The 12,431-nt window shown below is 57.1% G+C and carries 10 protein-coding genes and 1 pseudogene; 4 read left to right on the top strand and 7 right to left on the bottom strand.

Annotated features, from left to right (window positions below):
- The first annotated feature begins 84 nt into the window (after positions 1-84).
- Positions 85-1,095, top strand: a complete 1,011-nt coding sequence (locus PMI01S_RS15575) for a hypothetical protein (protein WP_084320874.1) — start codon at positions 85-87, stop codon at positions 1,093-1,095.
- Between the two features lie 146 nt (positions 1,096-1,241).
- Here the strand turns inward: PMI01S_RS15575 and PMI01S_RS15570 are convergent.
- Positions 1,242-1,512: pseudogene (locus tag PMI01S_RS15570) on the bottom strand (SDR family oxidoreductase); the annotation flags it as partial.
- Between the two features lie 293 nt (positions 1,513-1,805).
- On the opposite strand from PMI01S_RS15570, the gene PMI01S_RS15565 reads away from it, so the two are divergent.
- Entirely contained in the window at positions 1,806-2,474 is a 669-nt protein-coding gene (locus tag PMI01S_RS15565) for a hypothetical protein (RefSeq protein ID WP_139811117.1), read from the top strand.
- 140 nt (positions 2,475-2,614) lie between these two features.
- Here the strand turns inward: PMI01S_RS15565 and PMI01S_RS15560 are convergent, their stop codons facing one another.
- The 5 genes from PMI01S_RS15560 to PMI01S_RS15540 form a co-directional block, all read right to left on the bottom strand.
- Positions 2,615-3,382: an SDR family oxidoreductase gene (locus tag PMI01S_RS15560; protein WP_084320872.1), complete on the bottom strand. Its 768-nt coding sequence runs from the start codon at positions 3,380-3,382 to the stop codon at positions 2,615-2,617.
- 123 nt (positions 3,383-3,505) lie between these two features.
- The gene (locus PMI01S_RS15555) at positions 3,506-4,573 is read right to left on the bottom strand and encodes a phosphotransferase family protein (RefSeq protein WP_084320871.1); all 1,068 of its coding nucleotides are present in this window, start codon (positions 4,571-4,573) and stop codon (positions 3,506-3,508) included.
- Positions 4,574-4,716: 143 nt separating this feature from the next.
- On the bottom strand, positions 4,717-5,700 hold the full coding sequence (locus tag PMI01S_RS15550; RefSeq protein WP_084320870.1) for a 2-hydroxyacid dehydrogenase: 984 nt from the start codon (positions 5,698-5,700) through the stop codon (positions 4,717-4,719).
- Between the two features lie 112 nt (positions 5,701-5,812).
- Complete coding sequence (locus PMI01S_RS15545; RefSeq protein ID WP_084320869.1) at positions 5,813-6,397, bottom strand: TetR/AcrR family transcriptional regulator; 585 nt, start codon at positions 6,395-6,397, stop codon at positions 5,813-5,815.
- Positions 6,398-6,426: 29 nt separating this feature from the next.
- Entirely contained in the window at positions 6,427-6,810 is a 384-nt protein-coding gene (locus PMI01S_RS15540) for a tautomerase family protein (RefSeq protein ID WP_084320868.1), read from the bottom strand.
- A gap of 374 nt (positions 6,811-7,184) precedes the next feature.
- Here PMI01S_RS15540 and PMI01S_RS15535 point away from each other — a divergent pair, with 374 nt between their 5' ends.
- Positions 7,185-8,465, top strand: coding sequence for an HAAAP family serine/threonine permease (locus PMI01S_RS15535; RefSeq protein ID WP_084320867.1), 1,281 nt, complete (start codon positions 7,185-7,187; stop codon positions 8,463-8,465).
- Between the two features lie 455 nt (positions 8,466-8,920).
- Here PMI01S_RS15535 and acnB read toward each other — a convergent pair whose 3' ends face one another.
- A complete protein-coding gene (gene acnB, locus PMI01S_RS15530; RefSeq protein ID WP_084320866.1) occupies positions 8,921-11,530 on the bottom strand; it encodes a bifunctional aconitate hydratase 2/2-methylisocitrate dehydratase in 2,610 nt (869 codons plus the stop codon).
- 408 nt (positions 11,531-11,938) lie between these two features.
- On the opposite strand from acnB, the gene PMI01S_RS15525 reads away from it, so the two are divergent.
- Complete coding sequence (locus PMI01S_RS15525; RefSeq protein ID WP_084320865.1) at positions 11,939-12,409, top strand: DUF1289 domain-containing protein; 471 nt, start codon at positions 11,939-11,941, stop codon at positions 12,407-12,409.
- The last annotated feature ends 22 nt before the right edge of the window (positions 12,410-12,431 follow it).

The following is a 12,431-nucleotide window of genomic DNA, read 5'->3' as shown; positions in this document are numbered from 1 at the left end:
TGACAGTTCCAGCAAGTGTGCATTTTCTCGATAGTCAAGTGACCAGTTTTCTCCATTGCCACCACCGATAATCGAGATGAAGCCATGACCAACCCATACAGCTCCGCAGTGGCCACGACACTACCCGACTGGAGCCAGGCAAAGTTCTTCCTGAACGGTCTGGAGATCAAAACAGACAAGAGGAACATTTTGCTCCGAGAGCAGGAAAACAAACTGAGCATCAAGTTTGAGTCGGGGGGCGTGAAAACGCTGCGCCTTGGTGTGGGGGACAATAACGAGAACTTAAACGTCGAGTCGGATCCGCCTCTTGGTCACCACGTTTATCCCGACGATGGTGATGGCAGTTTCAACTGGACCATCCAGACAGAGAACAACCGAAGTGGCGTAGTGCAATTAGTTTTATACACCACGGATATGGCATTACCGGCGGTGATTGACAGCGTGGTGATCTCAAGCAATCTGGGAAATGAGTTGATGGTGTTGGTGCGCGACGTTGCACTGCCACCTGGCGGAGCAACGTTCAACGCAGGTGAAACGTACCCAATCACCGTATCCTGGAACGACTCTGCAATGGCGGGGACTCCGCTGAAGCTTAACGTTGTGCCTGATGCAGGCCTTGCTCCAAGTGATTTTAATAGTGTGCCCCCTCTGGGTCAGCCAACCACCGATGAATGGCGGTTTACCGCTGCTTCCGGGAAGCAGGGTACGTTCAATTTGAAGGCTTCGACAGAAAGCAACGAGTCTGAACTGATAACTGCGAAGAACCAGTTAAAGAGTAATGCTCCAGCTACAGTCACTGTTTGGTTCATGGGAGTAGAGCGGCAGCCAGGTGCAACGTTGTATCCCCCTCTAGGTCGATGGCTGGAGCTCGAATTTCGTCGGCCGCAGGGTGCGCCGGTTACGAAACATACGCTGAGTATTCTGAAGGGTGCCCCCGGAGGTATGCGATTCACGCCGGCTGGTACCCAGGATTTAGGTACTGTTTGGAAGATATTCGTCAATGATAATGCGGCCAATCAGGGGGGTACTTTTACAATGAGTGTAACGTTTGAAAAATACGCTACTCGTACACTGAACTTCAATCTGGACTTTTGATTGTGCAAATGGATAGTTGTCTAGCAATACAAGTCTGTAAATTTGGATTGATTGCCTATGAGGCTGTGCGTAAGTGTTAAAGCGTTAAGAGCTTGCCCGTGGTGAAACTGCCGCGGGCGACGCTTACATATTGCGTAGCTGAATAAGGACAAGACCCCGCCATCCACATTCAGCGAAACACCGGTGGTGTAGCTGAAAGTATCACTCGCCAGATACAAAACCGCCCCCGCCATCTCACTCGGATCCGCCACACGCTTGAGCGGGATCTGCGCCAGCGCGGTGTTCAAGATCGCCTCATTCTTCACCAGCGCAGAAGCAAACTTGGTGTCGGTCAGCCCCGGCAGCAACGCGTTACAACGAATCCCGAACTGCGCATATTTCGGCAGTCACTTTGGTCATATTGATTGTTGCGACCTTTGGTCGCCAAGTTGATGCTCCGGAAAATATGGCGAGTGCTATTGGGTTATGACGATCCTTGATGACAGGCAATAGTTTCAGAACTGAAAGCAAGTCGATACAAAAGAATGTTCAGCTTGCTTCGGTGGAGTGCATCTGGTTGTTAGCCTGGTTATCGCAATATGTTCTAGTCCAGCTGTCACTTGTGACAGTTACAAGCTTTGTTTTTGTCTCGATAATTAAGTTTTCAGCTTTTTCATATCAATGTAAAGCAAGCAATGTATCGACGAACTGAAGCGGAGAAATATTTGGCCATGGTTAATTCGAGCCCCCCTTGGGAAAAAGCAAATGTACTGATCAATGGAGTCGAATGGGTTCCGGGTTCAAGCGGTGTGATGTATCCCGATCAGACAAACAAGATAGAAGTAGAGATCCCAGAGGCGAGTTTGCAGACGCTGCGCTTCGAGGTGGTCAATCATGGTGACCTGAAACCAGACGCAGATCCGGCGTGGGGGGTAGACATTGAAAGGGACGCTGGCAAATTTACTTCGCGGGTGACTTTTCCTGTAGGTTCACCTGGCGCTATCACACTTCTTATTTATAGCCGGGACGTGGTTACTGTTTTGGAGGTTCCCTGTGAAGTGAAAAAAAACGAGCCTTCTTTCAGGTTCTGGTATGAATCAACAGGCCAGGACGCACCTCTTCCTCCAGAAGTCGTCAATATTCGTGTTAACGGTTGGTCGGGCGTTAATTTAAGGCTAAAGCGTTCAGATGGCACTCCTCTCAACAATGTTCGCGTGACTCTTTACAGGCCTGAAAAAGAACCCTTCAAAAGAATAACCAGTGGGCAAGGGATTGTTCAGGGAGATGTCTTCCTGTACACCACGACCGGTCCGCGCACATTCGAGGCGGTAGCAGAGCTTCCTGATGGAGATTTATCGGTGAAGTTGCTGATAAATGTAAGAGAGTGGCCCTGGCCTTAGAGGGGCAAGGGTTAGCGTCCGGGACTGGCACAGGCGTTTTTGGGTTCCGCCAGTGCGATAGGCGAATTCGGGACAAATACACCGATTACTCAGACAAAAGGCAGCCGAGGCTGCCTTTCTTGTTCATCCGATAAAGCGAATCAGGACAAGAACCCGCCATCCACATTCAGCGAAACACCGGTGGTGTAGCTGGAAGCGTCACTGGCCAGATACAACACCGCCCCCGCCATCTCACTCGGATCCGCCACACGCTTGAGCGGGATCTGCGCCAGCGCGGTGTTCAAGATCGCCTCGTTCTTCACCAGCGCAGAAGCAAACTTGGTGTCGGTCAGCCCCGGCAGCAACGCGTTACAACGAATCCCGAACTGCGCACATTCTTTGGCGAACACCTTGGTCATATTGATCACGGCAGCCTTCGTCACCGAGTAGATGCCCTGGAAGATCCCCGGCGAGATGCCGTTGATCGACGCCACGTTGATGATGCTGCCGCCACCGTTTTCACGCATCAGCTTGCCGGCTTCCACCGACATGAAGAAGTAACCGCGGATGTTCACATCGACGGTTTTCTGGAAGGCGCTGAGGTCGGTGTCGAGCACGTTGCAGAATTGTGGGTTGGTCGCGGCGTTGTTGACCAGGATGTCCAGGCGGCCGAACTGTTCGCGGATGCCGGCGAAGACCTGGCTGATCTGTTCCATTTCACCGATGTGGCAGGCGACGGCAGTGGCTTTGCCGCTGGCGGCGATGATCGCGTCGGCGACGTGCTGGCAGCCCTCGAGTTTGCGACTCGAAACGATCACATGGGCGCCTTGTTGGGCCAGGAGTTTGGCGATGGCTTCACCGATGCCACGGCTGGCGCCGGAGACGAAAGCGATCTTGCCGTCGAGGTCGAACAACTGAGTCTTGGACATGGGTTTTCCCTTGTTTTTGGAGGTCTGGATCAGAGGCTGATGCTGTTCACTCAAGCGAATAGGGGCCCTTGCAGGAGCGAGCTTGCTCGCTCCTGCAGTTGACTTCAGTGAGCCGCATCAGGATCAGAGGCTGGATTTCTGGATGACCTGCAAGCTCATCTGCTCCAGCAGTTTGTTCATGTGAATGAACTGCGCAAAGCGTTTGTCCTGAGTCTGACCATGGAAGAAGCGGTAGTAGATCTGCTGCACGATGCCGGCAAGACGGAACAGGCCGTAGGTGTAGTAGAAGTCGAAGTTGTCGATCTGGATGCCCGAACGCTGGGCGTAGTAATCGACGAATTCGCGGCGGGTCAGCATGCCCGGTGCGTGGCTCGGCTGGCGGCGCATCAGTTGCACCGGTGCCGGGTCGTCGGCTTCGATCCAGTAGGCGAGGGTGTTGCCCAGGTCCATCAGCGGGTCGCCGAGGGTGGTGAGTTCCCAGTCGAGCACACCGATGATCTGCATCGGGTTGTTCGGGTCAAGGATCACGTTGTCGAAACGGTAGTCGTTATGGACGATGCTCGACGTCGGGTGATCGGCGGGCATCTTGTCGTTGAGCCAGGCCTTGACCGTTTCCCACTGCGGCGCGTCCGGTGTCAGGGCTTTTTCGTAGCGGTCGCTCCAGCCTTTGATCTGTCGTGCCACATAGCCTTCGGGCTTGCCGAGGTCGCCCAGGCCATAAGCCTTGTAGTCAACCTGATGCAGCTCGACGAACTTGTCGATGAAGCTTTTGCACAAGGCTTCGGTTTTCGCCGAATCCAGGCCCAGTTCCGGTGGCAGTTCGGCGCGCAGGATGATCCCCTTGACCCGTTCCATCACATAGAACTCGGCACCGATCACCGATTCGTCGGTGCAGTGCACATAGGCTTTCGGGCAGTACGGAAAACCATCGCGCAGTTGATTGAGGATACGAAATTCGCGGCCCATGTCGTGGGCGGATTTCGCCTTGTGGCCGAACGGCGGCCGGCGCAGGACGAATTCCTGTTCGGGGTATTCCAGCAAGTAAGTGAGGTTCGACGCACCGCCGGGGAACTGGCTGATCTGCGGCAAACCGCTGAGGCCCGGAATGTGGGCCTTGAGGTACGGATCGATCAGGCTGGCATCGAGTTCTTCGCCGGTGCGGATACGGGTGGACTGGTCAGTAAGCGCCATGCTTATCCCTTCTGCTTATTCTGGAGGCCTGAAACTATTGGCTAATCTAATGCGCACACCCCGCAGCCACAACCACGAACGGCCCTTATAGGTGAGGGTGTTGCCGGGCAATCATTGCTTTTGATACACCTGTTTGAATTGTCCTACAGCGCGGCGTTGTTTTCGGGCGGCGTCGCCGATGCCGATGTCGGCAGGCTGACGGGGGTGAGCACCGGCTGACCGGAAAAAAACGCCATCAGGTTGCGCCCGACCAGTTCGACGGTGCTCTGGGTCGCTTCGGGCGACAGGCCTGCGACGTGTGGCGTGAGAATCACATTGCTCAGCGATTTCAGGGCATCCGGCACTTGTGGTTCATGATCGAAGACATCCAGCGCCGCGCCACCAATGCGTCGTTGCTCCAGAGCGCTGATCAGGTCGGCGGTCACCACCACGCTGGCCCGGGCGATGTTGACGAGAAATCCGTTGGGCCCCAACGCATCCAGCACCGATCGGTTGATCAGGCTACGGGTGCCGAGCCCGCCGGGCGTGGCCACCACCAGGAAGTCCGAGGCGCGGGCCAGTTCGGTCGGTGTCGAGCAGAAGCTGTACGGCACGTCGCTGCGGTGCTGGCGGTTGTGGTAGCTGACGGTCATGTCAAAACCGTTGGCGGCGCGTTTGGCGATGGCCATGCCGACAGCTCCGAGGCCGAGAATGCCCATGCGTTTGCCGGCCAGGGAAGGGCGCATGATTTTCGGCCACTCGCCCCGGCGCACGGCAGCATCGCAACGGGGGATGTCACGCACCATCGAAAGCAGCATCGCCATTGCATGGTCGGCGACAGAAGAGGCGTTGACCCCGGCGCCGTTGGTGACCGTGATGCCCCGGTCGGCAGCGGCCTGCAGGTCGACTTGTTCGTAACCGGCACCAATCACACAAATGATCTTCAGTGCCGGCAGTGCAGCGATTTCATCGGCATACAGGCCCAGCGGGCCGCGGGTCAGTACCGCATCGATACGTGCACCGTGGGTCGAAATGGCTTCGGCCCGTTCGGCGGGGGTTGGCGCCAATATCAGGTGAAAACCCTGATGTTCGAGAATCGGCAGGTAATCATTGATCGTTTCGACCAGTACCAGGACAGTGGCGGGCATGCTGGGCTCCTGTGGCTTGAATATCCTTAGAGATTGCTGGCTTCAAAACGCATGGGCAACGATTAAAGATCGCAGCACTGCCAGATGATCATAGCGGAACAGGAGCGCCAGGTTAGCGCGCTGTCAGAAAGGTGCGCGCGGCCTCCAGAATTTCATCGGACAAGGCATCGCCCCGGGTGGCCCGGGCGAGCGTCAGTGCGCCGACCATGAGGGAATATTGCACCAGCGCCTGTTGACGATCGCGGGCGTCGTCGCCGGTATCCATCAGGGGCGTGAACGTGTCGAGCAATGACCCGAGGCCTTCCATGAAGGTTTGGCGCAGGCTGCTGTCGGCGGCTTCGTGGCATATGTCACCGGCAAACGCCACCACCGGGCAGCTATCGCCCGGATTGTCGCGGCTGGTGGCCGACAGGTAGGGGCCGATCAAGGCCCGACGGGCGGCGTTCTTGTCTTCGTTGGCGGCAATCCAGTCTTTCCAGCGGTCTGCCGATTGCTGGAATGCGCGGCCGCTGGCCTCCTGAGCCAGGGCTTCCCTGGACTCGAAATGCCCATAGAAGCCGCCATGGGTCAGGCCCGCCGCGCCCATGACATCAATCACACTAATACCGTGCAGACCCCGTTCGCGAAACAGCCGCGTGGCCGCCTCGACGATGATCTCGCGGTTGAGTTCGGCTTGCTTGCGGGAAACACGGGGCATTGGCGGCTCACAAAGATAGAGGATGGCGATCAGAGGGCGTACTGAGCAATTCCGTTGCCGAACGACCAGTTTTCTTTTTTCACTTCGACCAGATTAATGAATACATCCTCCAGTCGCACCGCCAGTTCAGCGTTCAGGCTCTCGGCGATGGTTTTGTAGAGCAGCTTCTTCTGCTCGACGGTTCGGCCTTCGCTCAGGGTGATCTGGATCACCACCAGTTGATCGGTGCGAGGGATCCCCAAATATTGCGGATCAAAGATGAAGTGCTGCTCGTCGTGTTCGGCGAGGATCTGGAAATTATCGTTTTCCGGTACGCCGATGGCGCTGTGCATGGCGGCGTAAACCAGCTGACCGACGCGTTTGGCGTGAGTGGGGTCCTGATGCTTTTTGATATCGATGCGAACCAGTGGCATGGCATTTCCCTCATGCAGAATGAAGATTAGTTCAAAATACATGACGGGAAACCTTTATCAAGTCGAGTCTGCATTTGGCGATGAAACGCTTGTGCGGGATTGAGGCTCACTCGAAATTGTAGGAGCCGGCTTGCTGGCGAAAGATTTTGGATACTGCGGTGTCCTTCCGACCCCGTCGCTAGCAAGCCAGCTCCTACAAGGTTGTGTTCGCTCCAGATTGACTGATCCGCACAACCATTCCTCACCTAAGTCTTTGCTTCTGCTCATTAATCCCGGACAATCGCGCCCCTGTTTCGGCCAGGGCGCTGCCTGTCGGATTTTTCCGACTCGTCCTGACCGGGTAGCAACTGACCGGAATGCGGAGATCCCACCGGATGAATGATCAGGCCAATAGCGTCAACGAACGCTATGTAGCGGCGAAACCTGTCAGCCTTGAAGGCTGGAACCGCCATGACACCACCTGGATGCTCGGCCTGTTTGGCACGGCCATCGGGGCCGGCACGTTGTTTTTGCCGATCAACGCGGGTCTGGGCGGCTTCTGGCCGTTGCTGATCCTGGCGGTGCTGGCGTTCCCCATGACGTTTTACGCACACCGTGGCCTGACCCGTTTCGTATTGTCCGGGCGCGAAGGCGCGGACATCACCGAAGTGGTGGAAGAGCACTTCGGCATCAAGGCCGGTGCGCTGATCACCTTGCTGTACTTCTTTGCGATCTTTCCGATCCTGCTGATCTACAGCGTGGCGCTGACCAACACCGTCGGCAGTTTCCTTGAGCATCAACTGCACATCATGCCGCCACCGCGCGCGGTGTTGTCGTTTGTGCTGATCCTCGGCCTGCTGGCCGTGGTGCGTTGCGGTGAGCAGGTGATCGTCAAGGCCATGAGCCTGATGGTGTATCCGTTTATCGTGGCGTTGCTGTTCCTGGCGGTGTTCCTGGTTCCGCACTGGAATGGCGGCATCCTGACCACGGCATCGACGGTGCCTGAGCCGTCGGCGCTGTTGCACACTTTGTGGCTGGCGATTCCGGTGATGGTGTTCTCGTTCAACCATTCGCCGATCATCTCGGCGTTCGCGGTGGACCAGAAGCGTCGCTACGGTGACCATGCCGAGGAGCGCAGTTCGCAGATCCTGTCCCGCGCGCATGTGTTGATGGTGGTGATGGTGCTGTTCTTCGTGTTCAGCTGCGTGCTGACCCTGTCGCCGGCGCAACTGGCGGAAGCGAAGGCGCAGAATCTGTCGATCCTGTCGTACCTGGCTAACCACTTCAGCAATCCGACCATTGCGTTTGCGGCGCCGTTGATTGCGTTTGTGGCGATTTCCAAGTCGTTCCTCGGGCATTACATCGGTGCCAGTGAGGGGCTTAAAGGCCTGATCGTGAAGAGTGGCAAGCGTCCGGCGTCCAAGACTCTGGATCGCATGACCGCGGCGTTTATGCTGGTGGTGTGCTGGATCGTGGCGACGTTGAATCCGAGCATTCTGGGGATGATTGAAACCTTGGGTGGGCCGATCATCGCGGCGATTCTGTTCCTGATGCCGATGTATGCGATTCGTAAGGTGCCAGCGATGGCGCGCTTTCGGGGTCAGGCGTCGAATGTGTTTGTGACGGCCGTGGGTTTGGTGGCTATTTCGGCGTTGATTTATTCGCTGAGTGCCTGATCGGTGCCGCTCGTTTGATTTGATTTGCTGGAATGAATGACGGCTGATCCGCGCTGCGGGTTGGCCGTTTTTTTTGGGGCGAGTGTCGGTTATTGCAGATGTACCCGGAACCCTTGTAGGAGCTGGCTTGCTAGCGATGGCTGAGCGTCAGGCGACTTGTTTTTTGAGGGGGTACATATCCATTCCTGCGGTAACGGCCGCTATGGGTTCCGCCCTGACGGCGGGTTACTTGGAAAAGCGCCAGGTAACCAAGCGCCTGCGCCCCTGACGTACGGCCTTCCGCCGGGCAGATCAAGATCAAGATCAAGATCAAAAACAAAAGCCAAAGCGAGGCGGCCTGAAAACCGACCTGCTTCCGTCGCCGCCACAGGGGATGCGTACGCTTACACAAAAAACCAAACATAAAAAACGCCGCGCATCTCACGACACGCGGCGTCTTCTACAACGAGAAAGCCTTAGGCTTGAACAACCGGGATATTGGCGTTCGCAGCAGCCTCACGGAACTCGGCAATCTGGTCGAAGGACAGGTAGCGGTAAACATCAGCCGCCATGCTGTCGATCTTGCCAGCGTATTCCATGTACTCCTCGACGGTCGGCAGGCGACCCAGGATGGAAGCAACAGACGCCAACTCAGCCGAAGCCAGGTAAACGTTCGCGCCATCACCCAGACGGTTCGGGAAGTTACGGGTCGACGTCGACACCACAGTGGAGTTCGGCTCAACACGTGCCTGGTTACCCATGCACAGCGAGCAGCCTGGCATTTCCATGCGTGCGCCGGCCTTGCCGTAGATGCCGTAGTAGCCTTCTTCGGTCAACTGGTGAGCGTCCATCTTGGTCGGCGGCGACAGCCACAGACGGGTTGGAAGCTGACCTTTGACCTGATCCAGCAACTTGCCGGCAGCGCGGAAGTGACCGATGTTGGTCATGCACGAACCGATGAACACTTCGTCGATCTTCTCGCCAGCAACGCTGGACAACAGACGGGCGTCGTCCGGGTCGTTCGGCGCGCAGAGCACAGGCTCTTTGATGTCGGCCAGGTCGATTTCGATGACTTCAGCGTATTCGGCGTCAGCATCGGCAACCATCAGCTCAGGGTTGGCAACCCAGGCTTCCATCGCTTGAGCACGACGTTCCAGGGTACGCGCATCGCCGTAGCCTTCGCCGATCATCCAGCGCAGCAGGGTGATGTTGGAGTTCAGGTACTCGGTGATCGACTCTTTCGACAGCTTGATGGTGCAACCGGCAGCCGAACGTTCAGCCGAGGCGTCGGACAGCTCGAAAGCCTGCTCGATGCTCAGGTCGTCCAGGCCTTCGATTTCCAGGATGCGGCCGGAGAAAGCGTTCTTCTTGCCTTTCTTCTCAACGGTCAACAGGCCAGCCTGAATCGCGAAGTAGGGAATGGCATGAACCAGGTCACGCAGGGTGACGCCCGGTTGCATCTTGCCTTTGAAGCGCACCAGTATCGATTCCGGCATGTCCAGCGGCATAACGCCGGTGGCTGCAGCAAACGCAACCAGACCGGAACCGGCCGGGAACGAAATGCCCATCGGGAAACGGGTGTGCGAGTCACCACCGGTGCCGACGGTGTCCGGCAGCAGCATGCGGTTCAGCCAGCTGTGGATGATGCCGTCGCCCGGACGCAGGGAAACGCCGCCGCGGGTCATGATGAAGTCTGGCAGGGTGTGGTGGGTGGTCACGTCGATCGGCTTTGGATAGGCCGCGGTGTGGCAGAAGGACTGCATTACCAGATCGGTCGAGAAGCCCAGGCACGCCAGGTCTTTCAGTTCGTCACGGGTCATAGGACCGGTGGTGTCCTGAGAGCCGACGGTGGTCATTTTCGGTTCGCAGTAGGTGCCAGGACGAACGCCTTTGCCTTCTGGCAGACCGCACGCCTTGCCGACCATTTTCTGTGCCAGGGTGTAGCCCTTGCCGGTATCGACAGGTGCTTCAGGCAGTTTGAACAGATCGGTAGGGCCCAGGCCCAATTCGGCGCGAGCCTTGTCGGTCAGGCCACGGCCGATGATCAGCGGAATACGGCCGCCGGCACGAACTTCGTCCAACAGCACCGGAGTCTTCATTTCGAAGGTGGTCAGGACTTCGTCAGTGCCGTGTTTGCAGACTTTGCCAGCATGCGGGTACAGGTCGATCACGTCGCCCATGTTCATGTTGGTGACGTCGAATTCGATCGGCAGTGCGCCGGCATCTTCCATGGTGTTGTAGAAGATCGGAGCAATCTTGCTGCCGAAGCAGAAGCCGCCAGCACGCTTGTTCGGCACGTAAGGAACGTCGTCGCCAAAGAACCACAGCACCGAGTTGGTGGCGGACTTGCGCGAAGAACCGGTACCGACCACGTCACCGACGTAGGCGATCGGGAAGCCTTGACCGCGCATTTCTTCGATCTGCTTCATCGGGCCGGTAACGCCCTGGACGTCAGGCACGATGCCGTCACGGGCCATTTTCAGCATGGCGAGGGCGTGCAGCGGGATATCCGGGCGGGACCAGGCGTCCGGGGCAGGGGACAGGTCGTCGGTGTTGGTTTCGCCGGTGACCTTGAACACGCGCAGGCTGATCTTGTCGGCCAGGACAGGGCGGTTGCGGAACCACTCGCCGTCAGCCCAGGACTGGATCACGCCTTTGGCGTGTACGTTGCCGTTGCGGGCTTTTTCCGCGACGTCGTGGAACGCGTCGAACATCAGCAGGGTGTGCTTGAGTTGAGCCGCGGCGACAGGAGCCAGTTCGGCGTTGTCGAGCAGGTCAACCAGGGTCACGATGTTGTAGCCGCCCTGCATGGTGCCGAGCAGTTCAACAGCGCGTTTCTTGTCGATCAGAGGGGAGGTAGCTTCGCCTTTGGCCAGGGCAGACAGGAAACCGGCCTTTACATAGGCTGCTTCGTCCACGCCAGGCGGAATGCGATTGGTGATCAGGTCAACGAGGAAAGCTTCTTCGCCAGCCGGGGGATTCTTCAGCAGCTCGACCAGGCCTGCAGTTTGTTCGGCGTTAAGCGGCTGGGGAACGATACCCAGTGCTGCACGCTCTTCGATATGTTTGCGGTAGGCTTCAAGCACAGTTATTACCCTCATCAGTGGTCCCAAATGGGTGTCCGGGACGCTCATCCCGAAATTGCCGTACTCATGCGCTGCGTGGCGTTGTGCGCCACTTAGCCAGAATTACCGACAATTCCTTACAGAAGCTGCTTTCAAAGTTTTACGCCTGCAGAACGGGGAGCTGATGAGGGTTGGCGTAGAGCTTTTCCCCGCTGGAAAAACCCTTCGCCAACACCGCTCTGAAGGAACGACTGTGCTCGTGACGCTTTGAAAACAGCTTCTAACGGACATTGGCGCCTTAAAAGGCTGGCTGATTCTACGGCAAAAAAAATTTAAAGGTAAGTTGGGCTCTCAATTTTGAGGGGTGATGAATGTTAGACAAAGGGCTAACATGCCGGCCTGTTCTGCTTTCCCGTGTTTTCCTGACCTATGCCCAATCAGACCATCAAGACCCCCTGCGTCGGCCTTTGCTCCACTGTTTACGGTGACTTGGTCTGCCGTGGCTGCAAGCGTTTCCACCATGAAGTGATCCATTGGAACGGTTACAACGAGGAAGAAAAACGCGCGGTGTGGCTGCGTCTCGAGCAGCTGTTGTCCCAGGTGATGGCCGGCAAGGTGGAAATTTTTGATCCGGCGCTGCTGAGAATGCAGCTGGAACAGCGAAAGATCCGCTTCGTGCCGCATCAGTCGGAATATTGCTGGGCTTATCAGCTGATCGCCCGGGGCGCGCGGGTGATCAATAATCTGGACGCCTACGGGATGGTCCTGCTGCCGGAGTTTCGCGACTGGAACCTGCCGGAGCTGCGGGATGCGATTGATCGGGAGTTCTTTTTGCTCTCGGAGGCGCATTACCAGCGCTACATTGCGCCGGGATTCCTCAAGGATGCCTTTGGCGGTTGAATCTGAAAAGCAGCGCCAGCAA

The sequence above is a fragment of the Pseudomonas migulae NBRC 103157 genome (assembly GCF_002091715.1).
GTDB lineage: Bacteria > Pseudomonadota > Gammaproteobacteria > Pseudomonadales > Pseudomonadaceae > Aquipseudomonas > Aquipseudomonas migulae_A.
The sequence above is the reverse complement of the archived record's forward strand: the minus strand, read 5'-3'. Positions and strand labels throughout refer to the sequence as shown.

Coding starts and splice junctions, on each gene's coding strand:
- PMI01S_RS15565 (WP_139811117.1), top strand. CDS start 1,806: ATGGTTAATTCGAGCCCCCCTTGGGAAAAAGCAAATGTACTGATCAAT.
- PMI01S_RS15560 (WP_084320872.1), bottom strand. CDS start 3,382: ATGTCCAAGACTCAGTTGTTCGACCTCGACGGCAAGATCGCTTTCGTC.
- PMI01S_RS15540 (WP_084320868.1), bottom strand. CDS start 6,810: ATGCCACTGGTTCGCATCGATATCAAAAAGCATCAGGACCCCACTCAC.
- PMI01S_RS15525 (WP_084320865.1), top strand. CDS start 11,939: ATGCCCAATCAGACCATCAAGACCCCCTGCGTCGGCCTTTGCTCCACT.
- PMI01S_RS15555 (WP_084320871.1), bottom strand. CDS start 4,573: ATGGCGCTTACTGACCAGTCCACCCGTATCCGCACCGGCGAAGAACTC.
- PMI01S_RS15545 (WP_084320869.1), bottom strand. CDS start 6,397: ATGCCCCGTGTTTCCCGCAAGCAAGCCGAACTCAACCGCGAGATCATC.
- PMI01S_RS15535 (WP_084320867.1), top strand. CDS start 7,185: ATGAATGATCAGGCCAATAGCGTCAACGAACGCTATGTAGCGGCGAAA.
- PMI01S_RS15575 (WP_084320874.1), top strand. CDS start 85: ATGACCAACCCATACAGCTCCGCAGTGGCCACGACACTACCCGACTGG.
- PMI01S_RS15550 (WP_084320870.1), bottom strand. CDS start 5,700: ATGCCCGCCACTGTCCTGGTACTGGTCGAAACGATCAATGATTACCTG.